26 protein-coding genes are annotated in these 25,941 nt (G+C 66.1%); 9 read left to right on the top strand and 17 right to left on the bottom strand.

Features of this window, described 5'->3' with window-relative positions:
- Positions 1-181: 181 nt before the first annotated feature.
- Positions 182-496 carry an SCP2 sterol-binding domain-containing protein gene (locus AC1RB9_RS16380; RefSeq protein WP_003087993.1) on the bottom strand — a complete coding sequence of 105 codons (315 nt, stop codon included), beginning with the start codon at positions 494-496 and terminating at the stop codon, positions 182-184.
- Between the two features lie 60 nt (positions 497-556).
- Complete coding sequence (locus AC1RB9_RS16375; RefSeq protein WP_003087996.1) at positions 557-1,267, bottom strand: histidine phosphatase family protein; 711 nt, start codon at positions 1,265-1,267, stop codon at positions 557-559.
- A gap of 233 nt (positions 1,268-1,500) precedes the next feature.
- Here AC1RB9_RS16375 and sohB point away from each other — a divergent pair, with 233 nt between their 5' ends.
- Both sohB and AC1RB9_RS16365 read left to right on the top strand, forming a co-directional pair.
- On the top strand, positions 1,501-2,526 hold the full coding sequence (gene sohB / locus AC1RB9_RS16370; protein ID WP_003087997.1) for a protease SohB: 1,026 nt from the start codon (positions 1,501-1,503) through the stop codon (positions 2,524-2,526).
- Positions 2,527-2,584: 58 nt separating this feature from the next.
- Positions 2,585-3,577: a YhdH/YhfP family quinone oxidoreductase gene (locus AC1RB9_RS16365; protein WP_003087998.1), complete on the top strand. Its 993-nt coding sequence runs from the start codon at positions 2,585-2,587 to the stop codon at positions 3,575-3,577.
- On the opposite strand, the gene AC1RB9_RS16360 is transcribed toward AC1RB9_RS16365, so the two are convergent.
- On the bottom strand, positions 3,564-4,439 hold the full coding sequence (locus AC1RB9_RS16360; RefSeq protein ID WP_003117684.1) for an alpha/beta hydrolase family protein: 876 nt from the start codon (positions 4,437-4,439) through the stop codon (positions 3,564-3,566). The two genes, AC1RB9_RS16365 and AC1RB9_RS16360, sit on opposite strands and share 14 nt — an antisense overlap.
- A gap of 94 nt (positions 4,440-4,533) precedes the next feature.
- Positions 4,534-4,971: a hotdog fold domain-containing protein gene (locus tag AC1RB9_RS16355; protein WP_003098177.1), complete on the bottom strand. Its 438-nt coding sequence runs from the start codon at positions 4,969-4,971 to the stop codon at positions 4,534-4,536.
- Between the two features lie 122 nt (positions 4,972-5,093).
- Between AC1RB9_RS16355 and AC1RB9_RS16350 the strand changes: the two genes are divergently transcribed.
- Positions 5,094-5,675: a TetR/AcrR family transcriptional regulator gene (locus AC1RB9_RS16350; RefSeq protein WP_003098179.1), complete on the top strand. Its 582-nt coding sequence runs from the start codon at positions 5,094-5,096 to the stop codon at positions 5,673-5,675.
- Between the two features lie 64 nt (positions 5,676-5,739).
- On the opposite strand, the gene AC1RB9_RS16345 is transcribed toward AC1RB9_RS16350, so the two are convergent.
- From AC1RB9_RS16345 to AC1RB9_RS16330, 4 genes are all read right to left on the bottom strand, one after another.
- Positions 5,740-6,237, bottom strand: coding sequence for a DUF934 domain-containing protein (locus tag AC1RB9_RS16345; protein ID WP_003088003.1), 498 nt, complete (start codon positions 6,235-6,237; stop codon positions 5,740-5,742).
- A complete protein-coding gene (locus tag AC1RB9_RS16340; protein ID WP_003450120.1) occupies positions 6,221-7,879 on the bottom strand; it encodes a nitrite/sulfite reductase in 1,659 nt (552 codons plus the stop codon). Before AC1RB9_RS16340 ends, AC1RB9_RS16345 begins: the two co-directional genes overlap by 17 nt.
- A 410-nt stretch (positions 7,880-8,289) precedes the next feature.
- Positions 8,290-8,517, bottom strand: coding sequence for a DUF2970 domain-containing protein (locus AC1RB9_RS16335; RefSeq protein WP_003098182.1), 228 nt, complete (start codon positions 8,515-8,517; stop codon positions 8,290-8,292).
- A gap of 64 nt (positions 8,518-8,581) precedes the next feature.
- Positions 8,582-9,622, bottom strand: a complete 1,041-nt coding sequence (locus AC1RB9_RS16330) for an RNA methyltransferase (protein ID WP_003122825.1) — start codon at positions 9,620-9,622, stop codon at positions 8,582-8,584.
- Positions 9,623-9,719: 97 nt separating this feature from the next.
- Between AC1RB9_RS16330 and AC1RB9_RS16325 the strand changes: the two genes are divergently transcribed.
- Together AC1RB9_RS16325 and AC1RB9_RS16320 are read left to right on the top strand one after the other, a co-directional pair.
- Positions 9,720-10,022: a DUF1883 domain-containing protein gene (locus AC1RB9_RS16325; RefSeq protein WP_003088019.1), complete on the top strand. Its 303-nt coding sequence runs from the start codon at positions 9,720-9,722 to the stop codon at positions 10,020-10,022.
- Positions 10,023-10,035: 13 nt separating this feature from the next.
- The gene (locus tag AC1RB9_RS16320) at positions 10,036-10,533 is read left to right on the top strand and encodes a prolyl-tRNA synthetase associated domain-containing protein (protein WP_003122823.1); all 498 of its coding nucleotides are present in this window, start codon (positions 10,036-10,038) and stop codon (positions 10,531-10,533) included.
- Positions 10,534-10,584: 51 nt separating this feature from the next.
- On the opposite strand, the gene AC1RB9_RS16315 is transcribed toward AC1RB9_RS16320, so the two are convergent.
- The 4 genes from AC1RB9_RS16315 to tsi1 form a co-directional block, all read right to left on the bottom strand.
- Complete coding sequence (locus AC1RB9_RS16315) at positions 10,585-10,947, bottom strand: YggL 50S ribosome-binding family protein (RefSeq protein WP_003098191.1); 363 nt, start codon at positions 10,945-10,947, stop codon at positions 10,585-10,587.
- 14 nt (positions 10,948-10,961) lie between these two features.
- Entirely contained in the window at positions 10,962-14,666 is a 3,705-nt protein-coding gene (gene metH, locus AC1RB9_RS16310; protein ID WP_003088025.1) for a methionine synthase, read from the bottom strand.
- Between the two features lie 274 nt (positions 14,667-14,940).
- Positions 14,941-15,405, bottom strand: a complete 465-nt coding sequence (gene tse1, locus AC1RB9_RS16305) for a type VI secretion system effector peptidoglycanhydrolase Tse1 (RefSeq protein ID WP_003088027.1) — start codon at positions 15,403-15,405, stop codon at positions 14,941-14,943.
- Between the two features lie 41 nt (positions 15,406-15,446).
- Positions 15,447-15,965, bottom strand: a complete 519-nt coding sequence (tsi1, locus tag AC1RB9_RS16300) for a type IV secretion system immunity protein Tsi1 (protein ID WP_003450123.1) — start codon at positions 15,963-15,965, stop codon at positions 15,447-15,449.
- Positions 15,966-16,326: 361 nt separating this feature from the next.
- Between tsi1 and AC1RB9_RS16295 the strand changes: the two genes are divergently transcribed.
- Together AC1RB9_RS16295 and nfuA are read left to right on the top strand one after the other, a co-directional pair.
- On the top strand, positions 16,327-18,615 hold the full coding sequence (locus tag AC1RB9_RS16295; RefSeq protein WP_023090619.1) for a fatty acid cis/trans isomerase: 2,289 nt from the start codon (positions 16,327-16,329) through the stop codon (positions 18,613-18,615).
- A 122-nt stretch (positions 18,616-18,737) separates the two neighbouring features.
- Positions 18,738-19,322, top strand: a complete 585-nt coding sequence (gene nfuA, locus AC1RB9_RS16290; protein ID WP_003088034.1) for a Fe-S biogenesis protein NfuA — start codon at positions 18,738-18,740, stop codon at positions 19,320-19,322.
- Positions 19,323-19,380: 58 nt separating this feature from the next.
- Here the strand turns inward: nfuA and AC1RB9_RS16285 are convergent, their stop codons facing one another.
- Genes AC1RB9_RS16285 through AC1RB9_RS16275 form a run of 3 tightly spaced genes read right to left on the bottom strand, consistent with a single transcriptional unit; the run spans position 19,381 to position 21,824 of the window.
- On the bottom strand, positions 19,381-20,550 hold the full coding sequence (locus AC1RB9_RS16285) for an MFS transporter (RefSeq protein WP_003450126.1): 1,170 nt from the start codon (positions 20,548-20,550) through the stop codon (positions 19,381-19,383).
- 4 nt (positions 20,551-20,554) lie between these two features.
- Positions 20,555-20,797, bottom strand: coding sequence for a DUF1272 domain-containing protein (locus tag AC1RB9_RS16280; protein ID WP_003088038.1), 243 nt, complete (start codon positions 20,795-20,797; stop codon positions 20,555-20,557).
- A 22-nt stretch (positions 20,798-20,819) separates the two neighbouring features.
- Complete coding sequence (locus AC1RB9_RS16275; protein ID WP_003144687.1) at positions 20,820-21,824, bottom strand: GlxA family transcriptional regulator; 1,005 nt, start codon at positions 21,822-21,824, stop codon at positions 20,820-20,822.
- A gap of 249 nt (positions 21,825-22,073) precedes the next feature.
- On the opposite strand from AC1RB9_RS16275, the gene AC1RB9_RS16270 reads away from it, so the two are divergent.
- Entirely contained in the window at positions 22,074-23,279 is a 1,206-nt protein-coding gene (locus tag AC1RB9_RS16270) for a GGDEF domain-containing protein (RefSeq protein ID WP_003450128.1), read from the top strand.
- Positions 23,280-23,328: 49 nt separating this feature from the next.
- Here AC1RB9_RS16270 and AC1RB9_RS16265 read toward each other — a convergent pair whose 3' ends face one another.
- A complete protein-coding gene (locus AC1RB9_RS16265) occupies positions 23,329-23,604 on the bottom strand; it encodes a hypothetical protein (RefSeq protein ID WP_003098204.1) in 276 nt (91 codons plus the stop codon).
- Between the two features lie 284 nt (positions 23,605-23,888).
- Between AC1RB9_RS16265 and AC1RB9_RS16260 the strand changes: the two genes are divergently transcribed.
- Positions 23,889-24,752, top strand: a complete 864-nt coding sequence (locus AC1RB9_RS16260) for a LysR family transcriptional regulator (RefSeq protein WP_003098205.1) — start codon at positions 23,889-23,891, stop codon at positions 24,750-24,752.
- Here AC1RB9_RS16260 and AC1RB9_RS16255 read toward each other — a convergent pair.
- Positions 24,740-25,897, bottom strand: a complete 1,158-nt coding sequence (locus tag AC1RB9_RS16255) for a CBS domain-containing protein (protein WP_003139903.1) — start codon at positions 25,895-25,897, stop codon at positions 24,740-24,742. The genes AC1RB9_RS16260 and AC1RB9_RS16255 overlap by 13 nt on opposite strands.
- Positions 25,898-25,941 lie beyond the last annotated feature (44 nt).

Genomic DNA, 25,941 nt, shown 5'->3' with positions numbered 1-25,941 from the left:
GGCGATAATTGGCTAATCTAATGCCCTGTCCCGGCCCTCACAAGCCGCCGCCGGGCGTTATGGGCAAGCGTGTTGCCGCTCCATCACGGTCCCTGATCGTCGGCCTGGAGGAATGCCGGACGAAAAAAAACCGGAGCCGCGAGGGACTCCGGTTTTCCTTCTGGCATGGCGCCGGAAACGGTCAGACCGGGAACAGTTCGCCCAGCTTCATCGCCAGCATCATGTCGCCTTCGGCGCGCAGCTTGCCGGCCATGAAGGCCTGCATGCCGTCGGTCTCGCCGCTGGTGATGCCCTTCAGGGTTTCGCTGTCCATGATCAGGGTGACGTTGGGGTTCTCGGCGTCGCCCTGTACCACTTCGCAGGTACCGTCCTTGACGACCAGGTAGTGGTTGTCGCCGTCTTCGATGTTGAACTGGAACACCAGATCCAGGCCGGCGGCCGCGCTGGCGTTGAACTTGCTTTTCATGGTGGAGACGATGTCAGCAACGGTGGTCATGGGTTCTATTCCTTTCTTCTAGGGTTTTTTCGGCGACCGGAACGGTCGCGGTAGGCCGGCTCATCGATAGGTGATGAGTTCCGGCGCCTTCAACAGTTCCAGGTGCACGTGACTGTTGAAGGAAGCCAGGGACACTTCCTCGCCGCGGAATTTCAGGCGAGTCAGCGAGGTATTGACGATCTGCCAGTTCAGCTCGAAGGCCTTGAGCGGCGGAACGCCGACGATCAGTTGGAGCAGGGCGGTGATGGTACCGCCGGAGGTGAACACGGCGACCCTGTCCTTGCCGCTGGCCTGCGCCAGCAGACGACGAAGACCGTCATGGACCTTATCGAGGAATTCCTGCCAGCTTTCCAGCCCATCTTTCTCATGGTTGCCGGAAACCCAGCGCGCGATGATGGTGGAGAACAGGCGCTGGAACTCGGCCCGATGCTCGGCCGCATGGCGAAGGATGTGCAGGGCTTCCGGCTGCTCCTCGAGCAGGTCCGGCAGGTGCGCGCGGATCACCGCGTCGGCTTCGAATTCGTTGAACGCCGGATCGACTTCCAGCTCCGGCGTGGCCAGCCCGGAGGACTCCAGGCGTTCGAGGGCGGCGCGGGCGGTGTGCTGCTGGCGGCGCAAGCCGCCGCTGAGGACGCGGTCGAAACGGACGCCGAGGTTCAGCAGGTGGTCGCCGAGGATTTCCGCCTGGCGGATGCCGGTCGGCGACAGCACGTCGTAGTCGTCGGCACCGAACGACGCCTGGCCATGTCGAATCAGGTAGATGCTGCCCACGGGCGGACCTCGGCGGGTGAAAGTTCCGCGAGGGTATGAGGATCACCCAGGGCTGTCAACGAAAAAACATACGCTTGTTTGAATGTCATTCGCTGCCTTTATCGGCTGCTCCGGGCGCGCCCTGCAAAGGCTCTCCAGGCAGTGGCATCGCTGGCCGCCCGTCGGTGGCCTGGGTATGCTTGCGCAATCGTGTCGCCCGTAGACGGGTGCGTCAACAGTAGAGAGGGGGTTGTGTGGAGTTCATTGCCGAATATGCGGGCTTTCTGGCCAGGACCGTGACCGTGCTGGCGGCGATCATCGTGGTGCTGGTGGTGATCGTCGCCCTGCGCGGCCGCGGCCGGCGCGGCGCAGGCGGGCACCTCGACGTGCAGAAGCTCAACGATTTCTACAAGGACCTGCGCGAGCGGGTCCGCCACAGCGTCCTCGACAAGGCCAGCCTCAAGGCCTTGCGCAAGGAGGAGAGCAAGGCGGCGAAGCAGGCGAAGAAACATCCTGAACAGAAGTCGCGGGTCTACGTGCTCGATTTCGACGGCGACATCAAGGCCTCGGCTACCGAGCAACTGCGCCACGAAGTGACTGCGGTGCTGAGCATGGCGGGCAAGGACGACGAGGTGGTGCTGCGCCTGGAAAGCGGCGGTGGCATGGTCCATGGCTACGGCCTGGCGGCCTCGCAACTGGCGCGCATCCGCCAGGCCGGCGTGCCGCTGACCGTGTGCGTCGACAAGGTGGCGGCCAGCGGCGGCTACATGATGGCCTGCATCGGCGATCGGATCCTTTCCGCGCCCTTCGCCATCCTCGGCTCGATCGGCGTGGTGGCGCAGTTGCCCAACGTCCACCGGCTGTTGAAGAAGCACGATATTGACTTCGAGGTGCTTACCGCCGGCGAATACAAGCGTACGCTGACGGTATTCGGCGAGAACACCGAGAAGGGCCGGGAAAAGTTCCAGGAGGACCTGGAGGTGACCCACGAACTGTTCAAGAACTTCGTGGCCCACTACCGGCCGCAACTGAACATGGACGAGATCGCCACCGGCGAGGTCTGGCTGGGCCAGGCCGCACTGGGCAAGCTGCTGGTGGACGAACTCAAGACCAGCGACGAGTACCTGGCCGAGCAGGCCAGGGAGCGCGATGTCTACCAGGTGCAATTCGTCGAGCGCAAGAGCCTGCAGGAACGCGTCGGCCTGGCCGCCAGCGTGGTTATCGACCGCGTGCTGGTGACCTGGTGGGGGCGGCTCAACCAGCAGAAGTTCTGGCAATAGGCCGGCGCCGACAGGGACGAACACGCTGTCTTCAGGGTTTTCACGAGAGGAGGTCGAAATGGCTGTATTCAAGGCGTTGTGGGTGACGGAAGCGCCCCACGGCGTTTACGAAACGCAGGTGGTCGAGCGCGATACCGGCGACCTGCCGGCGGGCGACGTACTGATCCGCGTGCAGTATTCCTCGCTGAACTACAAGGATGCGCTGTCCGCCAGCGGCAACCGCGGGGTGACCCGCAAGTACCCGCATACCCCCGGCATCGATGCCGCCGGTGTGGTCGCCGAGTCCTCGGTGGCCGAGTTCGCGGCCGGCGACGAGGTGATCGTCACCGGCTACGACCTGGGCATGAACACCGCCGGCGGTTTCGGCCAGTACATCCGCGTGCCCGCGGCCTGGGTGATCAAGCGCCCGCAAGGCCTGAGCCTGCGCGAGGCGATGATCCTCGGCACCGCCGGCCTGACCGCGGCGCTCTGCGTCGAAAAGCTGGAGCGCAGCGGCCTGCGCCCCGACCATGGCTCGGTGCTGGTCACCGGCGCCAGCGGCGGGGTCGGCAGTATCGCCGTGGAACTGCTGGCCAAGCTCGGCTACACCGTGGCGGCCGCCACCGGCAAGCTGGAGCAGGCCGAGTTCCTCAACCGCCTGGGGGCCAAGCAGATCCTCGATCGCGCCACCGTGGCCGATGGCGTCGACAAGCCGTTGCTCAAGGAACAGTGGGCCGGCGCGGTGGACACCGTCGGCGGCGACATCCTCTTCAACGTGGTCAAGTCGTTGCAGTACGGCGGCAGCGTCGCCTGCTGCGGCCTGACCGCCGGCGCCGGCTTCAAGGCCTCGGTGCTGCCGTTCATCCTGCGCGGGGTCAACCTGCTCGGGGTGGACTCGGTGGAGCTGCCGCTGGTGGTCAAGGCATCCATGTGGGACAAGCTGTCGCTGCAATGGAAGCTCGACAACCTCGAAGAGGTGGCGCGCGAGATCGCCCTCGAAGAGCTGCCGGGGGCGATCAACCAGATCCTCGCCGGCAAGCTGGTCGGCCGGGTGCTGGTCAACCTCGGCTGAGGGCGTTACCGGAGCCCAGCTCCGGCAACAGGTAGCCCGCCCATAGCGATTCGGCGAACTGCGGCCGGAAGAAGCCGAAATGGCCGATGTGGCGGGCGCCGATTTCCTCGGGAGCGATGCGCCAGGCGGTTTTCGGCGCTTCGCGGTAGAAGCCCAGCAGCGACTCGATGCTGCGTCGGGACATCATTTCATCGTCGGTGAACGACAGCGACACGATGGGCGTGCGTACGGCGGAGAAGGCGCGGCGGATGGCCTCGCCATCCGCGAGGGCGTACTGCGGATGCAGGCACCAGCGTCGCCATTGTTCGATCACCCCGCGCGGCAGGTCGCCGACCATGCCCAGGCGGCGCCCGGGAAAATAGCCGAGCAGCGGCGTCAGCAGGGGCGCGACGAGGTACCAGAACAACCAGACCTTGTTGCGCAACCGCGGGCTGTTTTCCTTCCAGTAGCCACTGCCGCTGGCGATGCTGAAGACCCTATCGATACGCTCGCGCCCTTCGACGAAGGGCAGGATCTGGCCGCCCAGGCTATGGCCGATCCAGTACAGGGGCTTGCTCCCGCTCTCGGCGAGCGCGGCGGCGAGCATGGCGCTGCAGTCATGACGGGCCCAGCCCAGCACATCGACCTCGAGACCGCGCAGCGAGCCGTTGCGCGATTGCCCCATGCCCAGGTAGTCGAAGGTGATGGCCAGGTAGCCGCGCTCTGCCAGCCAGGCGGCGAAGGGCGCGTAGAAGCGCTGTTCCACTCCCATCGCCGGGACGATCAGGAGATAGCCGCGCGGCTCCCCGGCAGGCCGGTACCAATGGCTGGCCAGCGGATGGCCGTTGCCGTTATCGATGAGGCGTGGTTGCGGAGGGTTCATGCCGGTCTCCGTGGTCTGCTCATGGCTTCGAGAATAGAGCTGGCCGCCAGGGCGCCTCCAGCCGGCCGAAAGCACGGCCGGGGCGCCTTGGCGGTCAGGCCTGGCTGACGTACATGGTGATCTCGGCGCGGAATACCGGCTTGTCGTCGACATAGGCGACCACCGGCACCACCAGGTTGCCGGTGGCTTGCCAGTCGATCTGGCTGCCGTCGGCCACCGCGCGCACGTCGCCAGTGGCCTTGGCCAGGTACTCGACGGTCATGCCGCGCGGAATCCAGCGATGGCCGGCGGGAATCGAGGCGTCGGTCATGGTCCCGGCGGCCAGTTCGGCGGCATTGCACAGGGCGATGGCATGCACCGTGCCGATATGGTTCAGCACCTCGCGGCGCTTGGGGAAGGTGACTTCGGCATAGCCGGGACGCAGTTCGACGAACTGCGGGGCGATGCTGGCGAAATAGGGTGCGAACTGGCCGATCATGGCGCTGAACTGGGCCGGGCCGACCTGCTGGTACATCTGCATCATCTGACTCATGGAAAACTCCGGGCGTTTCAGGATTGAAGATGTGTGCGCACCGGGGCAGTATACGAAGGTTAGAAATTTATTCTAGAAAAATATTCTAGTCAGCGTTTCGACGATTAACGACAAGGACCGAGATGGGCCGTTCTTCCCGCAAAGACGAGATTCTCCAGGCCGCCCTGGCCTGCTTCAGCGAGCATGGCGTAGACGCCACCACCATCGAGATGATCCGCGACCGTTCCGGAGCGAGCATCGGTAGCCTCTACCACCATTTCGGCAACAAGGAACGCATCCATGGCGAACTCTACCTGGCCGGGATCGGCCAGTACGCGGCGTTGCTCGAAGCCGGCTTCGCCAGGGCGCGCAGCGCCGAGGAAACGGTCAGGTTGCTGGTCACCAGCTACATCGACTGGGTCGTGGCGAATCCCGACTGGGCACGCTTCATCCTGCACAGCCGCGGGCGGGTGGAGGCGGGGGAGCTGGGCGAGCGCCTGCGGGCCGACAACCAGGCGCACTTCGCACGGATCCATGCGGCGCTGGCGGGATATCGGGCCGAGGGCCTGTTCCGCGAGATGCCGGACGACTGCTTTGCTTCGGTGGTGATCGGCCCGGCCCACGACCTTGCCCGCCAGTGGCTGGCCGGGCGAACCCGGGTGGCGTTGGCCGACTGTCGCGAACTGCTGGCGCAGGTGGCCTGGGACAGCGTGCGGGCGGCCTGAGGCGTCCGTGACCTCGGGAATGAAAAAGCCCCGCGGCTGCGGGGCTTTTCCGTCAGGGCGGGGGTCAGCCGCGGCGGCGGAACAGCGGTAGAGGCTGCTCCACCGAGGTCTGGTAGACCTCGCTGAAGTCGTCCAGGCTGGCCAGGGCGTCTTCCGGGCTGCGATCGGCACGGATGGCATAGGCGTCGAAGCCGCAGCGGCGCATGAAGAACAACTGGTCGCGCAGCACGTCGCCGATCGCGCGGATCTCGCCCTTGTAGCCGTAGCGCTCGCGCAGCAGGCGCGCGCTGCTGAAGCCGCGGCCATCGGTAAAGGCGGGGAAGTTCACCGCGATCACCTGGAACCTGTCGAGGTCGCCGGCGATGCTTTCCGGCTCCTCGTCCGCGTCCAGCCAGACCCCCAGGCCGCCGTCGCGGCCGCGCAGGGCCGGGCCGTGCTCGAGCCACAGGGCCAGCGGGATGATCACGTCGTCGCTGTTGGGTACGCTTTCCAGGGTCGCGTCCTTGGGCAGCAAGTGCCAGCGGTCGTCGACCACCTGGCGGTCCTTAATGATTCGCTGCATATACGCGCTCCTTGAACGGGTCGATACCGATACGGCGGAAGGTGTCGATGAAGGGTTCTTCCTCGGTCCGGCGTTCCACGTAGACCTGGATGATCTTGTCGATCACGTCGGCCATCTGCTCCTGGGCGAAGGACGGGCCGAGGATCTGCCCGAGGCTGGCGTCGCGCGCCGAGCTGCCGCCGAGGGAGACCTGGTAGAACTCCGCGCCTTTCTTGTCGACCCCGAGGATGCCGATGTGGCCGACATGGTGATGGCCGCAGGCGTTCATGCAACCGGAGATGTTCAGGTCGATGTCGCCGATGTCGAATAGATAGTCGAGATTGTCGAAGCGGCGCTGGATGGCTTCGGCGATCGGGATCGACTTGGCGTTGGCCAGGGAGCAGAAGTCGCCGCCGGGGCAGCAGATGATGTCGGTCAGCAGGCCGACGTTGGGGGTGGCGAAGCCCAGTTCGCGGAGTTCGCCCCAGAGGGCGAAGAGTTCGCCCTGCTCGACGTCGGCGAGAATGATGTTCTGGTTATGGCTGTTGCGCACCTCGCCGAAGCTGTAGCGGTCGGCGAGATCGGCGATGGCCTCCAGCTGTTTGTCGGTGACGTCTCCCGGCGCGGTGCCGGTGGGCTTCAGCGAGAGCGTCACGGCGACGTAGCCGGGCTTCTTGTGGGCGAAGGTGTTGCGTGCGCGCCAGCGGGCGAAGCCGGGGTGCTCCGCGTCGAGCCGGGCGAGGGACTCGTCGAGGTCGTCGAGGGTCTTGTAGGCCGGATCGACGAAATGCGCGGCGACGCGCTGGACTTCCGCCTCGGTGAGGGTGCTCGGTCCGTCCTTGAGGTTGGCCCATTCGGCCTCGACGCGCTCGGCGAAGACTTCCGGGGTCAGCGCCTTGACCAGGATCTTGATCCGCGCCTTGTACTTGTTGTCGCGCCGGCCATAGCGGTTGTAGACGCGCAGGATGGCATCCAGGTAGCCGAGCAGGTGCTGCCAGGGCAGGAATTCATTGATGAAGCTGCCGACGATGGGAGTTCGGCCCAGGCCGCCGCCGACCGAGACGCGGAAGCCGAGCTCGCCGGCCTCGTTCTTCACCGCCTCCAGGCCGATGTCGTGCACTTCGATGGCGGCACGGTCGCTCACCGCGCCGTTCACCGCGATCTTGAACTTGCGCGGCAGGTGGGCGAACTCGGGGTGGAAGGTCGACCATTGGCGGATGATCTCGCACCAGGGGCGCGGGTCCACCAGCTCGTCGCGGGCGACGCCGGCGAACTGGTCGGTGGTGGTGTTGCGGATGCAGTTGCCGCTGGTCTGAATCGCGTGCATCTGCACGGTGGCCAGCTCGGCGAGGATTTCCGGCACGTCTTCCAGCTCCGGCCAGTTGAACTGCACGTTCTGCCGGGTGCTGATGTGGGCGTAGCCCTTGTCGTAGTCGCGGGCGATCTGCGCCAGCTTGCGCAGTTGGCGCGAGGAGAGCAGGCCATAGGGAACGGCGATGCGCAGCATCGGGGCATAGCGCTGGATATAGAGACCGTTCTGCAGGCGCAGCGGGCGGAACTCCTCACCGGTCAATTCACCCGCCAGGTAACGGCGGGTCTGGTCGCGGAACTGCTTGACGCGGTCCTCGACGATCCGTTGGTCGTACTCGTCGTATACGTACATGAATATTCCTGCTGTCAGGCTATGCGGCTTACTGCGTTAACCAGCGCGCACGGCTACGCGCTCCACGCGGAGTGGGCGCACGATACCAGTTCATATTTATGCGTAAAAGTGATGTTTGAGTATATGGTAAGAACCAAAAAGACTAAGTCGCCAGGCAAGCATAACCGCTTCGCAACGGCGCCTTTCTTGAGCGATGGGCGGCGCTGGTCTTAACTGGAGAGTGCCTTTCGATGTCTTCGTCCCGATACCCACAAGAAACAGGGGGAGTCATGAGCGAGCCGAGCAAAACCCAGGAAAACCGCGACAGCGTGGTCGACGCCCGCGCGGCCTTCGTCCTGATCCTGCTGGTGGTGGCTACCGCGGTGTTCTGGGTCAGCCACCAGTGAAAGCCCGCCTCGGCGGCGCAGAGGTCACAGGCCGCTGAGGCTCAGCACCAGTTTCACGATCCCGGCCAGCAACAGCACGAACACCAGGGTGAAGAGCAGGCCCAGCATGATGAAGTGCACGGGCTTGCCGTGGGTGAAGTCGCGGGCGCGGTTTCGCCCGCTCTGTACGCCGAAGGCGGCAGCCATCACGCTATGCAGCATCTGCCAGAAGGTCGGCGGCTTCTGGTTCGGTTCTTCCGTCTCGATACCCATCGGTGGTCCTCCCTTTTCCATACCTGCCCTGAGAGTCTAGACCCTTGGCGGGAGGAGGGTGGCTTCAGGCCTGGCGGGCGGGGATGCGCCGTTCCACCGTGCCCTGCGTGGCCCTGGCGCGCAGTTGCCCGCAGCCGCCGTCGATGTCCTGGCCGGCCGAGTTGCGCACCTTGGTCAGCACGCCGCGGCTGTGCAGGTAGCGCACCAGCTCGACGATCCGCTCCCCGCTCGGGCGCCGGTAGGCGTCGCCGTCCATGCTGTTGTAGGGGATCAGGTTCATCACCGCGAAGCGGCCCTTGAGCAGGCGCAGGATGCCGTCCATTTCCTCCAGGCTGTCGTTGATCCCTTCGAGCAGGGTCCATTGGTACTGGATCGGATAGTCGACCCGGCGGGCGTAGGCCTCGCCGGCTTCCACCAGTTCTTCCGGGCTCAGCGGCGGCGCCTTGGGCAACAGTTGCCGGCGCAGTTCGGCGCGGGTGCTGTGCAGGGACAGGGCGAGGGCGGGCTTCACCCGTTGCCGGGGCAGGCGCTCGAACACGCGGGGATCGCCGACGGTGGAGAACACCAGGTTCTTGTGGCCGATGCCGCCATCGGTGCCGAGCAGGTCGATGGCTTCGAGGACGTTGTCGAGGTTGTGCGCCGGCTCGCCCATGCCCATGAACACCACTTTCTTCACCGCTCGCCGACGGCGCGCCAGGACCACCTGGGCGACCATCTCCAGGCTGCCGACCTGGCGCAGCAGGCCGCTGCGGCCGGTCATGCAGAACACGCAGCCGACCGCGCAGCCGACCTGGGTCGAGACGCACAGCCCACCGCGCGGCAGCAGCACGCTTTCCACCATCTGCCGGTCGGCCAGTTCCACCAGCAGGCGCGACGAGCCGTCGCTCGCCGGATGCTCGCTGTGCAGGCGGGCGATGCCTTCCAGTTCCGCTGCTACCTGGGGCAGACCATGGCGTACGCCCAGCGGCAGGAAGTCCTCGGCCCGCTGGCGGGCGGTGCAGGCATCGAGGGCGCGGCCCTGCAGCCAGGCGCGGACGATCCTCCCGCAATGCAGGGGCTTGGCGCCGAGATCGGCGAGGCGCTGGTGGAGGTCTTGGCTACGCATGGGGCGCGCATCCTACCATTGCCCGTCATGAGGCGGTATGGCCGGCGCCGACGTGCTATCGTTGCGCTCCGCTCCACCGCAGCAACGGAACCGTTCCATGAAATTCGTCCACCAGCGCGAACACCTCAACGAAGACGACATCGTGGTCATCGAGTGCTCGCAGCAATGCAATATCCGCCTGATGAACGACGCCAATTTCCGCAGTTTCAAGAATGGCGGGCGGCATAGCTACCATGGCGGCGCCTTCGACCGCTTCCCGGCGAAGATCAAGGTGCCCAGCACCGGGTTCTGGAACATCACCATCGATACCGTGACCCGGCGCCCGATCAGCGTGACGCGCAAGCCGAACTTCAAGTGGTCGATCAAGTTCGTGCGCCGTTCCGGTTCGCAGTTCACCTGAGGGCGCGCGTCCCATGAGTGCGAAAATGGACGAGCAGGCGCTTCTGGCGTTGCTCCGCGAGCTGGCCATCGACAGCCAGCGGGTCGAGCATCCGGCGATCGCCTCCATCGAGGAATATTACGCGCAGGGCATCGAATTGCCCGACCAGGGCATCAAGAACCTGTTCCTGCGCAACCGCAAGGGTACTCGCCACTACCTGGTGCTGCTCGACGAGCGCAAGGAGGCCGACCTGCCGGGCATCGCCGAACAGATCGGCGAAAGCCGCCTGTCGTTCGCCTCGGTCGAGCGCCTGCGCGAATACCTCGGTGTTGAACTGGGCTGCGTGACGCCTTTCGCGCTGGTCAACGATCCGCAGCACAGGGTCGAGGTGTTGCTCGACGATGCCATCCGCCAGGACCAGTTGCTCGGTTTCCACCCGTTGGTGAATACCGCCACCGAGTGCATCCGCTACGCAGACCTGCTGGCTTTCCTCGCCCACACGGGGCATGAACCGCGCCTGATCCGGGTGTAGGTCGCAGCTTCGCGCCTGCCGGCGCCAGGCCAGGTCATGCCGGCGCCGGTTTCACTCGAAGAAGTTGTGCCAGCAGTCGCTCAACGGGCCGACCTCGAAGGTCTTGCACCAGGGTTGGGCTTCCAGCCACAGGCGGGCGCTTTCCCGGTCCGCCTCGTCCAGGCTGCCGACCCGCGCCAGGCACAGGTAGCCGCTGATCTCCGCCTGTTCCGGCGAGCCGCCACCGCCGAACACCCAGCCCTGGGCCTCGACGAAGTCGATCAGATGGTCCAGCGCATCGTCGTGGGAGAGGGCGTTGCGGTCGTAGGTCAGTTCGAAGCTGAAGCCGAACTCCTGGAACTCGCCCAGGCGCAGTTTCTTGCGCAGGCGGCGCTTGCGCGGCTTTTCCATCTGCTCGGGAGTGAGGAATTTCATCGTCGCCTTCCTGGTCAGTCATCGTAGCCAAGGTTCGGCGCCAGCCAGCGCTCGCTGACGCTGGCTTCCTGGCCCTTGCGCTGGCTGTAGCGTTCCACCTGGTCCTTGTCGATCTTGCCGACCGCGAAGTACTGCGCCTGCGGGTGGGCGAAATACCAACCGCTGACCGCCGCGGCCGGGAACATCGCGTAGTGCTCGGTCAGGCTGACGCCGGACAGGCCCTGCGGATCGAGCAGTTCGAACAGAGTGCCTTTCTCGGTATGGTCGGGGCAGGCCGGGTAGCCCGGTGCCGGGCGGATGCCGACGTATTGCTCCTTGATCAAGGCCTCGTTGTCGAGGTGCTCGTCGCGGGCGTAGCCCCAGTACTCCTTGCGCACCCGCTCGTGCAGCCACTCGGCGCAGGCTTCGGCGAGGCGGTCGGCGAGCGCCTTGACCATGATGCTGTTGTAGTCGTCGCCCTTGGCTTCGTACGCCTTGGCCACTTCCTCGGCGCCGATCCCGGCGGTGGTGATGAAGCCGCCGATGTAGTCGCGCACGCCGCTTTCCTTCGGCGCGACGAAATCGGCCAGCGACAGGTTCGGCTTGCCGTCCGGCTTGATCGTCTGCTGCCGCAGGTGGTGCAGGGTGGCGAGGGTCTCGCCATCGGCGCCGTAGACCTCCAGGTCGTCGTGCTCGACCTGGTTGGCCGGCCAGAAGCCGAACACCGCGCGGGCCTTGATCAGCTTCTCGTCGATCAGCTTCTTCAGCATCGCCTGGGCGTCGTTGAACAACGAGGTGGCGGCCTCGCCGACCACCTCGTCGGTGAGGATGCGCGGGTACTTGCCGGCCAGGTCCCAGGAAATGAAGAACGGCGTCCAGTCGATGTACTCGGCGAGCACCGCGAGGTCGATCTCGTCGAGCACCCTGACGCCGGTGAAGGAAGGCGTCGGCGCCTGGTAGCCGGCCCAGTCGAACGCCGGCTTGTTGGCGATCGCCTGTTCGTAGCTCAGCCGCTCGGTGCGGGCGCTGCGGTTGGCCGTGCGTTCGCGGACCACCGCGTAGTCGGCGCGGGTGCGGGCCACGTAGTCGGCCTTCAGCTCCTTGGACAGCAGGCTGGTGGCCACGCCTACCGCGCGCGAGGCGTCGGTGACGTAGACCACCGCGTCGTTGCTGTACTGCGGATCGATCTTCACCGCGGTATGCGCCTTCGAGGTAGTGGCGCCGCCGATCATCAGCGGCAACTGGAAATTCTGCCGCTGCATTTCCTTGGCGACGTGGACCATCTCGTCCAGCGACGGCGTGATCAGGCCAGACAGGCCGATGATGTCGCATTTCTCGGCGATGGCGGTCTGCAGGATCTTCTCCGCCGGCACCATCACGCCGAGGTCGACCACGTCATAGCCGTTGCAGCCGAGCACCACGCCGACGATGTTCTTGCCGATGTCGTGCACGTCGCCCTTCACCGTGGCCATCAGGATCTTGCCCTTGGCTTCCGGCTTGTCGCCTTTCTCCGCCTCGATGAAGGGAATCAGGTGGGCCACCGCCTGCTTCATCACTCGCGCGGACTTGACCACCTGCGGGAGGAACATCTTGCCGGCGCCGAACAGGTCGCCGACCACGTTCATCCCGGACATCAGCGGACCTTCGATGACCTCGATGGGACGCGCACACTGCTGGCGGCATTCCTCGGTGTCCTCGACGATCCAGGTGGTGATGCCCTTGACCAGCGCATGCTCGAGGCGCTTCTCGACACTGTAGCTGCGCCATTCCTCGTCCTCGGCCTCCTTGACCGCGCCGCCGCCCTTGTAGTCGTCGGCGATCGCCAGCAGGGCCTCGGTGGCCTCGGGCGTGCGGTTGAGCACCACGTCCTCGACCCGGTCGCGCAGCGCTTTCGGAATCTCGTCGTAGATTTCCAGCTGGCCGGCGTTGACGATGCCCATGGTCAGGCCGTTGCGGATCGCGTAGTAGAGGAACACCGAGTGGATCGCCTCGCGTACCGGGTTGTTGCCGCGGAACGAGAAGGACACGTTGGACACCCCGCCCGAGCTCAGGGCGTAGGGCAGGTGGTCGCGGATGTAGGCGCAGGCGTTGATGAAATCGACCGCGTAGTTGTTGTGTTCCTCGATGCCGGTGGCGATGGCGAAGATGTTCGCATCGAAGATGATGTCTTCCGGTGGGAAGCCGACTTCGTCGACCAGGATGTCGTAGGAGCGCTTGCAGATTTCTTCCTTGCGCGCCTGGGTGTCGGCCTGGCCGTCCTCGTCGAAGGCCATCACCACCACCGCGGCGCCGTAGCGCTTGCACAGGCGGGCATGGTGCTTGAAGGCCTCGACGCCTTCCTTCATCGAGATCGAGTTGACGATGCCCTTGCCCTGAATGCACTTCAGGCCGGCCTCGATCACTTCCCACTTGGAGGAGTCGATCATGATCGGCACGCGCGAGATGTCGGGCTCGGAGGCGATCAGGTTGAGGAAGGTGACCATGGCCGCCTTCGAGTCCAGCATGCCTTCGTCCATGTTGATGTCGATCACCTGGGCGCCGGCTTCCACCTGCTGCTGGGCGACCTCGAGAGCTTCCGCGTAGTTTTCCTCGCGGATCAGCCGGGCGAACTTGGCCGAACCGGTGATGTTGGTGCGCTCGCCGACGTTGACGAACAGCGAGCTGCGGTCGATGGTGAACGGCTCCAGGCCGGACAGGCGACAGGCCCGGGGAATCTCCGGGATGGCCCGCGGCGGGTACTTGGCCACTGCCTTGGCGATCGCCTCGATGTGCGCCGGGGTGGTGCCGCAGCAGCCGCCGACGATATTGAGGAAGCCGGCGGCGGCGAATTCCTCGACCACCACGGCCATTTCCGCCGGCGATTCGTCGTATTCGCCGAAGGCGTTCGGCAGGCCGGCGTTGGGGTGGGCCGAGACATGAGTGTCGGCCTTGGTCGACAGTTCCTCGATGTACGGCCGCAATTCCTTGGCGCCGAGGGCGCAGTTCAGGCCTACCGAGATCGGCCGGGCATGCCGCACCGAGTTCCAGAATGCCTCGGTGGTCTGGCCCGACAGGGTGCGGCCGGAGGCGTCGGTGATGGTTCCGGAGATCATGATCGGCAGCTCCACGCCGAGTTCCTCGAACACGCCCTGGACGGCGAAGATCGCCGCCTTGGCGTTGAGGGTGTCGAAGATGGTCTCGATCAGGATCAGGTCGGCGCCGCCTTCGATCAGGCCGCGGGTCGCCTCGACGTAGTTCTCCACCAGTTCGTCGAAGGTGACGTTGCGGTAGCCGGGGTTGTTCACGTCCGGGGAAATCGAGCAGGTGCGGCTGGTCGGGCCGAGCACGCCGGCGACGAAGCGCGGCTTGTCCGGGGTCTCGGCGGTCTTCGCGTCCGCCACCTGGCGGGCCAGGCGCGCCCCTTCGACGTTGAGTTCGTAGGCCAGCGACTGCATGCCGTAGTCGGCCTGGGACACCTGGGTGGCGTTGAAGGTGTTGGTCTCGAGGATGTCGGCGCCGGCGTCGAGGTAGGCCTTCTCGATGGCCTGGATCACGTCCGGGCGGCTCAGCAGCAAGAGGTCGTTGTTGCCTTTCACGTCGCTCGGCCAGTCGGCGAAGCGCTCGCCGCGGTAGTCGGCCTCTTCCAGCTTGTAGCTCTGGATCATGGTGCCCATGCCGCCATCGAGGATCAGGATACGTTCCCTGAGGGCGTGCTGGAGGGCTTGCAGGCGGGCGCTGCGATCGGTGAGCGGGCTGGACATGGATGGACCTGGCGTCAGTGGGCGGAAAGGTGAAAAGCATAACAAAGGCAGGGGCTTTCCGACCGGGGGTGGCTGGACCATGAATTTCATTCAAGTTGAAAGATGTTCATCCGCGGGCCGGAAAAGCCCCTGGCGCCGTTTTGTCGCAGCATACGGGCGGAATGCGGAGGTCGGAGTGCGCAGGCGGGCGGCGAAGGGGCGGGCGAGTGGAGTCGGGATGCTCGTGGGGAATCGTGCTGCGAATGAGTCTGGCTCATTCGCAGCACGGCCTGAATCAACTGGCCCTGGGCAGGCTGCAACTGGCCAGGGAGTAGACGTAGTAGTTGAGGCGGTCGCGGTCGGTGCGATTCCATACCTGGCCGACCGACTTCAGGCCCTGGCTCTGGCCGACCGCTCCGGCGATGCTGCCGCACCAGCACATCGGGTACTTCTGCCGATACAGCGGACCGCTGATGACCACCGCGACGTGCCCGTAGGTGCGGCCCTTCAGGCCGGCGATCACCAGGAAGCCCTGGGCCGCCTTCTGCGCGGCCTCGGCGCCGGAGGCGAGCTTGGTCCAGCTCTGCTCCAGGCCGTCGACCATGGCGTTGGCGTTGCCGCGGGGCATCGGTACGCCCAGCTCGGCGGCCACCGACTGGACGAAGCCGGAACAGTTGTCCTTGTTCGGGGTGCCGGCCAGGTAGCTCTTGTCCCAGCTGTTCTTGCAGGCGTTGACGATGCATTGATCGAGACTGTCCATGTATCACCTATGCGTGTCGATAAGGGGCGCTCCGGCCCGGATCATTTCTTTGCGGTCTGGCAGAACGGCGCGAGCGAACGCTTCACGATCTTCGCGCAGCTGTCGACGGATTCGCCCGAGCATTTCTCACCCAGGCGCAGCCCGTCCTTGTCCACCGCCCAGCGCTGGCCGGAGATGTCCTCGCGGTGCACCACCTTGCAGGTGGCGCTGTCGTAGGACACCAGCTCGGCGCTGGAGCCGCTGAATTCATGCATCAGCACGCGCCGACCGTCCTGGCTCAGGAACACGCCGCCGCGCGACCAGATGCCGCCGTCCTCTATGCGGCAATCGTTGCCGCTGACGCGGTCGGCCAGGTAGACCGGCGGTTCGGGAAAGGCATCGGGGTTGTCGTCGTTGGGATCCTCGTTGCTGAACATCACGCGGACGTGCTCGTCCTCGCCGCCGAACATGTTCGGCGAGCCGAACTGGGGCACGATTTCCAGCTGGGTGAAAGTACAGTCCGCCGCCTGGGCCGAAAGGCTCAGGAAGAGAGCGGCGAAGCTGCCGGCGAGCAGTTTCATGGGGCGGGTTCTCCGTTGGGCCGCCAGGGCGGCGAAAGGATGGACCAGGCCGCGCCGGGCGCGAACGGAAGCGCCGCCTGACGACAGCAGGCGGAAAGCGGCGAAGAGGGGACGTGGGGCGCACGCGAACCGGCGCGGATGGGGCGCGGCGAGTCGAAACATATCCCTGTTTCCTCGAAGTCATCGTCCTTGATCGCCAGGGCGGGCCTGGGAGCCCGGCTAGCATACGTGGCGGCCGAAGCCGGTGGAATGCTGGCGAAATGGCGGCTCATATCCGGGGCGCGTTCGCCCGCCGTTGTGAAAGTGCGGCGCAGAGAGGCGGGTTTGCTAGAATCGCCCGTCGCCGAGTGAGGAGTGGTTCATGTTGCCAAGACCGTTGGTTGGGTTGGCCTTCGTTTTGTCGTCTTTTATCCAGTCTGTTTCCGCTGCTGAAATTTCCTATAGCCGTGACGTCCAGCCGATCTTTACCGCCAAGTGCGTCGCCTGCCACGCCTGCTACGATTCGCCCTGCCAGCTCAACCTGAGCAGCGCCGAGGGCGCGCAGCGCGGCGCCAACCAACTGCCGGTCTACGACGGCACGCGGACCAAGGCGCAGGAAACCACCCGCCTGTACCTCGATGCGCACGGTGCCGACGCCTGGCGGCGCAAGGACTTCTGGTCGGTGCTCGAATCGCAGGACGGCCAGGCCGCACTGATGGCGCGGATGCTCGAGCTTGGCCACAGCCAGCCGTTGCAGCCGAATGCGAAGATCCCCGAAGGCCTGGACATTTCGATCAACCGCGCCAACCAGTGCCCGACGCCGGCCAGCATCGATGCGTTCATCCGCAAGAACCCAGGTTCCGGCATGCCTTTCGCGGTGGCCGGGCTGAGCGACGACGAATACGCCACCTTGCAGAAGTGGCTGGCCGCGGGCGCCCCGGTCGACCAGCAGCCGTTGCGGCCGACCGCCGCCGAGGCGCGCCAGGTGGCCAGCTGGGAGCGTTTCCTCAACCAGCCTGGGGCCAAGCAGAGCCTGGTCTCGCGCTGGCTCTACGAGCACCTGTTCCTGGCGCACCTGTATTTCCCGGAGCAGGGCGCGCCCGGCCACTTCTTCCAGCTGGTGCGTTCGCGCACGCCCAGCGGCCAGCCGATCGACCCGATCCCGACCCGGCGTCCCAACGACGATCCGGGCAACAGCTTCTATTACCGCCTCTGGCCGATTCAGGGCGTGATCGTACACAAGACGCACATCACCTATCCGCTGACGGCGAAGAAGCTGGAGCGCGTCCAGGAGCTGTTCTTCGGCACCCAGTGGAACACCGACAAGGTTCCCGGCTACGGCGTGCAGAGCCGCGCCAACCCGTTCGCCACCTTTGCCGCGATCCCGCCACGGGCGCGCTACCAGTTCATGCTGGACAACGCCGAATACTTCACCCGTACCTTCATCCGCGGGCCGGTGTGCCGTGGACAGATCGCCACCGACGTGATCCGCGACAACTTCTGGGTGGTATTCCAGGACCCCGAGCAGGACCTGTTCGTCACCGACGCCAACTTCCGCGCGCAGAGCGAGCCGCTGCTGGCCTTGCCGGGGCAGATCGACGAGCTGAAGAACCTGCTCGGCCTGTGGAGCGCCTACCGGGACAAGCGCAACGAGTACGAAGACCTGCGCCAGGACGTCTACGCCGACGCGCCGCCGCCGACCTGGAACACGCTCTGGCACGGCAACGACAACGCCCTGCTGAGCATCTTCCGCCAGTTCGACAGCGCCTCGGTGCGCAAGGGCCTGCTTGGCGAGGTACCGCAGACCCTGTGGCTGATGGACTACCCGCTGTTCGAGCGAACCTACTACGGGCTGGTGGTGAACTTCGATGTCTTCGGCAACGTCTCGCACCAGGCGCAGACGCGGCTGTACTTCGACCTGATCCGCAACGGCGCCGAGCAGAACTTCCTCCGCCTGATGCCGGTCGACGCGCGCCAGCCGTTGCTCGACGACTGGTACCAGAACAGCGGCAAGCTGAAGATGTGGATGGACTACCAGGCCTTCGACGACGACACGCCGAGCGCGCTGGGATTGCCGGAGAAGCAGCCGAAGAAGGCCTTCGCCGAAGAACTGCTGCGTCGCTACGGCGACCTCAATGCGCGTCCCGACCCGATCAACCGCTGCCTGGACGGCAACTGCTATCGACCGGGCATCGACCGCGAACTGCAGGACGCCGAGCAGGCCTTCAGTCGCCTGGTGAGCCGGCCGGCGGCCGGCCTCAAGGTCATCGAGCGCTTCCCCGAGGCGACCATGCTGCGGTTACGTACGTCCAGCGGCAAGCGCGAGGTCTATACCGTGCTGCGCAACCGCGCGCACAGCAATGTCGCCTTCATGCTCGGCGAGTCGCTGCGCTACCAGCCGGGCCTGGACACCCTGACGATCTACCCGGGCGTGCTGTCCAGCTACCCGAACTTCATGTTCGATCTGCCGGCGACGGATGCCGAGGCCTTCGTCGGCGCCCTGGAGGCGGCGAAGAGCGGCGAGGACTTCGACAAGGTGGTCGAACGCTGGGGCGTGCGCCGCAGCAATCCGCAGTTCTGGAGCTACTTCCACGATCTCGAGGCGTACATCCGCGAAACCGAGCCGGTCGAGGCGGGCGCACTGGACATGAACCGCTACGAGAACCTCTGAGTCTCGCGACCCGCTCCACAAGGGGCGGGTCGGTTATCGCGAATTATTCCTACTAATTTACTAGGGCTTTATCCGCAAGTACCGATTGGCGTAAACTGTCGGCATATTTGCGAGGAGTTGCCATGAGCGCCATCACCATTACCGAAGCTGCCCAAGCGTATCTGGCCGAGTTGCTGGAGAAGCAGAGCACCCCGGGTATCGGCATTCGTATCTTCATCACCCAGCCGGGTACCCAGTACGCGGAAACCTGCATCGCCTACTGCAAGCCGGGCGAGGAAAAGGTCGAGGACACCGCCATCGCCCTGAAGGACTTCACTGCCTGGATCGATGCGGTCAGCGAGCCCTTCCTCGAAGATGCGGTGGTGGACTACGCCACCGACCGCATGGGCGGCCAGCTGACCATCAAGGCGCCGAACGCCAAGGTGCCGATGGTCAACGAGGACAGCCCGATCACCGAACGCATCAACTACTACCTGCAGACCGAGATCAATCCCGGGCTGGCCAGCCACGGCGGACAGGTGAGCCTGGTCGACGTGGTCGAGGACAACATCGCCGTGTTGCGTTTCGGCGGCGGTTGCCAGGGCTGCGGGATGGTCGACATGACCCTCAAGGATGGCGTCGAGAAGACCCTGATCGAGCGTATTCCCGAACTGAAGGGCGTGCGTGACGTGACCGACCACAGCAACAAGGAGAACGCCTACTACTGAGGCGTTTCCGTAAGGCAGAAGAGGCGACCGCAAGGTCGCCTTTTTCGTTGCCGGCGTTTCAGCGCGACAGCGTCCGCGTTCGCCGTACCGGCCAGAGCAGTGCCAGCGCCACCAGCAGCGCCGGCCAGACCAGCAGGTTCACCGCGTTCCAGCCAAGGCTGGTGATCAGGGCGCCGGAGCCGAACGACATCAGCGCCGCCACCAGGCTGTTGCCTTGCTCCATCAATCCTTGCGCGGCGCCGCGCTCGCTTTCGGCGTGGCCCTCGCCGAGCAGGGTGGTGCCGGCGATGAGCATCAGGTTCCAGCCGCTGCCCAGGGCCAGCGAACTGAGCAGGAAATGCGTGACCGACTGCCCGTCCAGGGCGATGCCGGCACTTGCGGCGAGCAGGAACGCGCCGAGCAGGGCGACGCGACGGTTGCCGATGCGGTCGACCAGCGGTCCGGCGAAGAACGCCGGAAGGAACATTCCCAGCACGTGCCACTGGATGACCCGACTCGACTGTTCCAGCGGCAGGCCGCAGAAGCTCATGGCCAGCGGCGTGGCGTTCATGATCAGGATCATCAATCCGTGTCCGGTCGCGGTGCAGGCGATGGCCGCGCGGACCACCGGCCGCCGCAACAGGCCGCCTATGTCGCGCCAGGCGAGTCGTGCCGGGCGTGGCGCCTGGCCTTCGAGGAGCAGGGCCATCAGCAGCAGGCCGGCGAGGGCCAGCACGGCGATCAGCAGATAGGCACCGACGAAGGGCTGGGCCAGCGCGTTGCGCGACCACAGCGCCAGGCTCGGCGCCAGCAGCGCGGCGAGTACTCCGCCGGCGAGCACGTAGGCGCTGGCGCGGCCTTTCCGCCCGGCATCCACCGCCTCCAGCGCGGCGAACCGGTAGTACATGGCCGAGGCCTGGTAGACCCCGATGCCCAGCGCGCCGAGACAGAACCAGAGGAAATCGCCAGTCCAGACACCGGCGGCGCAGACCAGGCCGCCGAGCACGCCGCCGCCGGCGCCGAGCATCAGCCCGGGACGTCGGCCGTGGCGCTGCATGAAGTGCGACAACGGCTGCACCGCCAGCAGGTTGCCCAGCACCAGCAGGGCCAGGGGCAGGGTAGCCAGGCTGTTCAACGGCGCCAGCTGGACGCCGACCAGGGCGGTCAGGGTTATGCCGATCAGCGAGCAGGACCAGTACAGGGCCTGGCCGCAGAACAGCAGGAGCAGGGTCGGGTTGCGTAGCAGCATGGCGTCACTCCGGACAACCGCCGGGCCTGACGACGCGTCGGCTGGAGGCAGGCTGACGGACCAGCGCATCCCGCGGACGCCTTGGCCGGGCCAGCAGTTCGCCGCCGCAGTTCGGGCACTGGCCGCCCAGGCGGGTCGTCGCGCAATCGCGGCAGAAGGTGCACTCGAAGGTGCAGATCAGCGCGTCGCCGCTGTCGCCGGGCAGGTCGCGGTCGCAGCACTCGCAGTTGGGGCGCAGTTCCAGCATGGGAAGGTCCTCGGTGGGAGCGTCAGGCCAGCATGCCGAAGCGTTCGGCGTATTCCTGGGGGCTGACCGAAAGATGCTTGTGGAACGTCCGCCGGAGGTTTTCCGGATGGCCGAAGCCGCACAGCCGGGACACCGTGGCGATCGACGCCTGGGCGTCCTGCAGCAGGGCGCGCGCGGCCTCCAGGCGAACCCGCTCGACGTAGCGACCGGGCGCCACGCCCAGTTCCTGGAGAAATACCCGGGACAGCGTACGCGGGCTCATGCAGGCCTGGTCGGCGAGGGCTTCCAGGGACAGGTCGCCGGCGAGGTTGGCGGGAATCCACTCCAGCAGCGCGGCCAGGCGCGGGGTGCGGCTCGGTTCCGGGGTCAGCCAGGCGCTGAACTGGGCCTGGCCGCCAGGACGCTTGAGGAACATCACCAGGCGTCGCGCGACGCTGAGCGCCAGGCTGCGGCCGAGGTCGGCCTCGACCAGCGCCAGGGCCAGGTCGATTCCCGCCGTGACGCCGGCCGAGGTGAAGATGTGGGCGTCGCCGTCGCGGCACCGCGGGTCGTAGGTGTGCAGGCGGTCGCCTTGCACATGGACGCCGGGAAACCCCTGGCGCAGCGTCGCCACGTCGGCCCAGTGGGTGGTCGCTGGGTGCCCGTCGAGAACCCCGGCGGCGGCCAGGATCAGCGCTCCCGAACACACCGAGCCGAGCCGCCGTATGCGCGGTTCGGCGGCTTTCAGCCAGGCGAGCAGGTCGGCGTTGCGGGTCTGCGCCTCGACACCGAGGCCGCCGGGCACCAACAGGGTGTCCAGGCTTTCCGGCGGACAGTCGCGCCAGGCGAGGTCGGCGCAGATGCGGATGCCCGCGGAACTGGGCACCGCTTCGCTACGCTCGCCGAGCACCTGTATCCGGTAGAAAGGCGGCAGGCCCTGGCGCTGGCGTTCGACGTTGGCCGAGGCGAATACCTGCAGCGGTCCGGTCACGTCCAGGCTCATCACGTCGGGATAGATCAGGCAGGCAATCAGGCGCGGTTCGGGCATGGCACAACCTCATGGCGATGGCGGCAGTCTGGCGTCCTTCGGGCCTGGCCGCAATGCCAGTCGGCCCACGGATCTTGCCATTCGCTCGCCCGGGGCGTCCCGCTGCGCCGATGGTTGGTATCGCCTCGGCACGCCGCATGCCCTATTGTCTGGTAACGGGTGATGGCTTTTTGACTCATCGCTGCAGAGGCGCCAGGGTATTGTCGTCCAGGCCTGTTCCAGCGTTCGGTCCGAGGTAGGGGAGTCAGCATGCTTGCACGCGACAGCCTGGTACAGGCTGGTCTGCCGGATAATCCGTATGCGCGCCAGTTGCGCAACGGTTTTCGTTGGTTGCGGTTCGAAAAGGAGCTGGAAAACGAGTTTCGCGAGTTTCTCAGTTGGAACTCGCTGATGCAGCGGCGTGCTGCCATCGGGGTGGCGTTCCTGATCTGGACGCTGTTCATCGTGGCCGACTGGTTGATGGTGGACATCCGCCTGCACCCCAGCCTGTTCGAGCAACTGCTGGGCGTGCGCCTGGGAATGATCGGCCTGCTGCTGGTGGTCTGGCCGGCGGCCTTCCTGCCCAGCCTGCGCAAGGTCGGCGATGCCATCGCGCCCTACTGCCTGCTGCTGATCAACCTGGCGGTGCTGGCCTGCGACGTGCTGTTCGAGTGGCATGGGGTGCCGCGCTTCACCCAGTTGGGTGCGACCCTGGGCATCCTCGCGGTGTTCTTCCCGCTCGGCCTGGCGTTCTGGGCCTGCGTGCGCCTGGCGTTGCTGTGCCTGGCCCTGAACCTGGCGGTATTCCTGCTCTTCGGCGGTGAAGAGAACCTGCGTACCAACCTGCTGAATACGCTCTACAACGGCCTGGTGGTGCTGATCTGTTCGTTCGCCCTGTACCTGCAGGACTACGCCCAGCGCGAGCAGTTCCTCGGCCGGCGGCTGCTGGGCATGATGGCCGAACAGGACAGCCTCACCGGCCTGGTCAACCGACGCTACTACGAGCTGCTCGCCCAGCGGGCCCTGGAGCAGGGCGCCCGCGAAGAAAAGGGAGTGGCGCTGATCCTGGTGGATGTCGACGACTTCAAGGCCTACAACGACCACTACGGGCATCCGGCCGGCGATGCCGCCCTGCGCCAGCTTGGCGTCGTGCTCCGGCAGGGCGCGCGGCGGCCGTTGGATATCGCCGCGCGCCTGGGCGGGGAGGAGTTCGCCGTGTTGCTCTACGACAGCGAGGAGGGCAACACCCTGGCCATCGCCGAGCGCCTGCGGCAGGCGGTGGAGGCGCTGGGCATCGAGCACCTGGGCTCCAGCGCCGGCCCCTGCCTGACCATCAGCCTGGGGGTGGCCTATTCGACCTCAGGCATGGGCCTGGACGCGCTCTATCGCGAGGCCGATCGCGCGCTCTACGAGGCCAAGGATGCAGGGCGCAACGCGGTGCGCGTGGCGTTCCGGCAGCACGACCGCCTCGAATAGAGGAAACGAAAAAAGGCGCCCGTGGGCGCCTTTCGTCGTATGGAGCGGCTCAGCCTTGGCTGGGCATACTCCAGTCCTGCAGGTTGTAGCCGTTGTGGCTGAGTTCTTCGCGTGCCTGTTGCAGCAGGCCGGCAAGCTGCTCCGGATCGGAGTAGGCGGAGCTCGGAATGCGCGCACGGCCCAGCAGGCGGGTGCCGGTGCGATCGACTACGGACAGGCTCAGGCCGCCGTCACTGCCTAGCTCGGACCAGGCAACGCACTGGTATGGCTGGAAGGCGCGCCCGGTGATCAGCAAAGCCTCGTTGAAACGGAGCGTAGCGTTCATGGGAGTCGGTCTCTCTCGTTCATGTCTGTGTGGAACATGGGTGGCGCTTCCCGGCTCCACCGTGTTCGGTCACGCTAACTGATGCTTTCGAAAGCGAAAAAGTCACGGCGTGGCGCGTTTGTGCAACAGGTTGTCGCTTTTTCGAAGGGTTTTAGCGTGCCGAAGCGGCTAGGCGCGGTGTTTTGTCGCAGAACTCCAGGAGGGCGGCCAGGCCGCCTTGCGCTCGCCGCCCGCGCCTGCACAGCCTAGAATGGCGGCCCACCTGTGGCCGCGGACCGCTTCGCATGGATATCGACCTCGCCCGTACCTTCCTGGAGATCGCCCGCAGCGGTAGCTTCGTCGCTGCCGCGGAACGCCTGCACCTGACCCAGACCGCCGTCACCGCGCGCATCCAGAACCTCGAAGGGCAACTCGGCTGCCGGCTGTTCGTGCGCAACCGCGCGGGCGCGCGCCTGACCGCCGACGGCGAGCACTTCCTCGGCTACGCCAGCCAACTGGTGCAGACCTGGGATGCGGCGCGACGCGACCTGCCGCTGCCGGACGGCTTCCGCAACCTGCTCAACCTCGGCGGCGAGGTCAGCCTGTGCAATCCGCTGCTGCTGAACTGGATGCGGCGCCTGCGCGAGGCGATTCCCGGCCACGCCGTGCGGGTCGAGATCGGCCAGGGTGCCGACCTGCTCAAGCAACTGGAGCAGGGCGCGCTGGACGCCGCGCTGGTCTACCAGCCGGAATACTGGCCGGGGCTGCAGGTCGAGCAGTTGCTGGAGGAAAAGCTGGTGATGGTGCGTTCCGTGCTATCCGCGGAGCCTTATCTGTATGTCGACTGGGGCCCGGATTTCCGCAGCCAGCACGATGCCGCGCTGCCGGACCGGGCCAAGGCCGCGCTAGCCTGCAACCTCGGTCCGCTGGCCCTGCAGTACATCATGCAGAACGGCGGCAGCGGTTATTTCCGTACCCGGGTGGTGAGCAGCTACCTGGATGGCGGCACCCTGCAACGGGTCGAGCAGGCGCCGGAGTTCGCCTACCCGACCTACCTGGTGTACTCCCGCGAGCGCCTGTCGCCGACCCTGCGCCATGCGTTCCAGTTGCTGCGCGAAGTGGTCCGCGAGGACAGCGACTGGTCGCAGCGCTGGGACTACGTGATCTGATCGGCCTGGCCCAGGTGCTGCAGCCAGTTGCGGTAGAGCGCGGCGATCAGGTCGGTCTGGCTGACGATGCCGACCAGGTAGCCGGCTTCGTTGAGCACCGGCAGGCAGTGCAGGCCTTCGTCGGATAGCAGCGAGACCAGCTCGACGGCGTGGGTGTCGGCCTGTACGCAGACCACCGGGGTGGTCATGATCGTCTTCAGCTTGGTCCCGCGCAGGAAGCGCAGGCGCTTGAACGGGCTGCCGTCGGGGCGGAAGTGCTTGAGCAGGTCGCTCTGGGTGACGATGCCGGCCAGCCGCCGATGCTCGTCGAGCACCGGCAGGGCCTTCAGGCGGTGGTCCTGCAACTGCTTCCAGGCGTCGTCGATGAAGGTCTCGGTGCTGGCGGTCTGCACGTCGCGGGACATGATCCGTGCCGCGGTCAGCTCGCCCATGCGCCGGCGCAAGGCGTAGCGCTCGGTGTGGTGGATCAGTCGCTCGAGGTCGTCGCGGGTGATGTCGACGTATTCGCCGAAGTCCTGCAGCGCCTGGTCCAGGTCCCGGGCGGAGAAGTCCGTTCGCGCGCTCGGCGCCAGGTCGCGGGTGCCATGGAGATTGGCCCGCGGCGGCTGGTAGGGGCGCGGGTAGGGAGAGCGCATCAGGTTGTTGTAGAGCAGCGCGCAGCCGATCAGCACCAGGGTGGAGAGCAGGATCGGCCAGACCACGTCGATGCCGAGTTCGCTCAGGGACGGGTTGAGGGCCACGCTCAGGGCCAGCGCGCAGCTCGGCGGATGCAGGCAGCGCAGGGCGAACATCAGCAGCATGCCGAGGGCCATGCCGACCAGGGCCGGGGCCAGTTCGTGCCCGAACCAGTAGGCGCTGAGGCCGCCGGCCAGGGCGGCGACCAGGTTGCCGCCGAGCATCGACCAGGGTTGCGCCAGGGGGCTGGAGGCGAGGGCGAACAGTAGTACGGCGGATGCGCCGAGCGGCGCTGCCAGGCGCAGCGCCAGTTCGCTGCCGAACAACGCCTGGCAGGCGAATACCGCGGCGAGCGCGCCGATGCAGGCACCGAGTCCGGCGCGCAGGCAGTCGCGCGGTCGAGCGTTCAGGGTCAGGGGGCGGAAGCCTTTCAGCCAGGTGCGTACGGCGGTGCTGGGGGAGTCGTTCATGGAACTCTTCGAAGCGAAAGAAAGGGGCCGTTGCCGGCCCCGCA

The sequence above is a fragment of the Pseudomonas sp. 20-5 genome (assembly GCF_056782835.1).
This window is presented reverse-complemented; position numbering and strand designations above follow the sequence as displayed.

Coding starts and splice junctions, on each gene's coding strand:
- AC1RB9_RS16380 (WP_003087993.1), bottom strand. CDS start 496: ATGACCACCGTTGCTGACATCGTCTCCACCATGAAAAGCAAGTTCAAC.
- AC1RB9_RS16365 (WP_003087998.1), top strand. CDS start 2,585: ATGGCTGTATTCAAGGCGTTGTGGGTGACGGAAGCGCCCCACGGCGTT.
- AC1RB9_RS16360 (WP_003117684.1), bottom strand. CDS start 4,439: ATGAACCCTCCGCAACCACGCCTCATCGATAACGGCAACGGCCATCCG.
- AC1RB9_RS16355 (WP_003098177.1), bottom strand. CDS start 4,971: ATGAGTCAGATGATGCAGATGTACCAGCAGGTCGGCCCGGCCCAGTTC.
- AC1RB9_RS16350 (WP_003098179.1), top strand. CDS start 5,094: ATGGGCCGTTCTTCCCGCAAAGACGAGATTCTCCAGGCCGCCCTGGCC.
- AC1RB9_RS16345 (WP_003088003.1), bottom strand. CDS start 6,237: ATGCAGCGAATCATTAAGGACCGCCAGGTGGTCGACGACCGCTGGCAC.
- AC1RB9_RS16340 (WP_003450120.1), bottom strand. CDS start 7,879: ATGTACGTATACGACGAGTACGACCAACGGATCGTCGAGGACCGCGTC.
- AC1RB9_RS16335 (WP_003098182.1), bottom strand. CDS start 8,517: ATGGGTATCGAGACGGAAGAACCGAACCAGAAGCCGCCGACCTTCTGG.
- AC1RB9_RS16330 (WP_003122825.1), bottom strand. CDS start 9,622: ATGCGTAGCCAAGACCTCCACCAGCGCCTCGCCGATCTCGGCGCCAAG.
- AC1RB9_RS16325 (WP_003088019.1), top strand. CDS start 9,720: ATGAAATTCGTCCACCAGCGCGAACACCTCAACGAAGACGACATCGTG.
- AC1RB9_RS16320 (WP_003122823.1), top strand. CDS start 10,036: ATGAGTGCGAAAATGGACGAGCAGGCGCTTCTGGCGTTGCTCCGCGAG.
- AC1RB9_RS16315 (WP_003098191.1), bottom strand. CDS start 10,947: ATGAAATTCCTCACTCCCGAGCAGATGGAAAAGCCGCGCAAGCGCCGC.
- metH (WP_003088025.1), bottom strand. CDS start 14,666: ATGTCCAGCCCGCTCACCGATCGCAGCGCCCGCCTGCAAGCCCTCCAG.
- tse1 (WP_003088027.1), bottom strand. CDS start 15,405: ATGGACAGTCTCGATCAATGCATCGTCAACGCCTGCAAGAACAGCTGG.
- tsi1 (WP_003450123.1), bottom strand. CDS start 15,965: ATGAAACTGCTCGCCGGCAGCTTCGCCGCTCTCTTCCTGAGCCTTTCG.
- AC1RB9_RS16295 (WP_023090619.1), top strand. CDS start 16,327: ATGTTGCCAAGACCGTTGGTTGGGTTGGCCTTCGTTTTGTCGTCTTTT.
- nfuA (WP_003088034.1), top strand. CDS start 18,738: ATGAGCGCCATCACCATTACCGAAGCTGCCCAAGCGTATCTGGCCGAG.
- AC1RB9_RS16285 (WP_003450126.1), bottom strand. CDS start 20,550: ATGCTGCTACGCAACCCGACCCTGCTCCTGCTGTTCTGCGGCCAGGCC.
- AC1RB9_RS16280 (WP_003088038.1), bottom strand. CDS start 20,797: ATGCTGGAACTGCGCCCCAACTGCGAGTGCTGCGACCGCGACCTGCCC.
- AC1RB9_RS16275 (WP_003144687.1), bottom strand. CDS start 21,824: ATGCCCGAACCGCGCCTGATTGCCTGCCTGATCTATCCCGACGTGATG.
- AC1RB9_RS16270 (WP_003450128.1), top strand. CDS start 22,074: ATGCTTGCACGCGACAGCCTGGTACAGGCTGGTCTGCCGGATAATCCG.
- AC1RB9_RS16265 (WP_003098204.1), bottom strand. CDS start 23,604: ATGAACGCTACGCTCCGTTTCAACGAGGCTTTGCTGATCACCGGGCGC.
- AC1RB9_RS16260 (WP_003098205.1), top strand. CDS start 23,889: ATGGATATCGACCTCGCCCGTACCTTCCTGGAGATCGCCCGCAGCGGT.
- AC1RB9_RS16255 (WP_003139903.1), bottom strand. CDS start 25,897: ATGAACGACTCCCCCAGCACCGCCGTACGCACCTGGCTGAAAGGCTTC.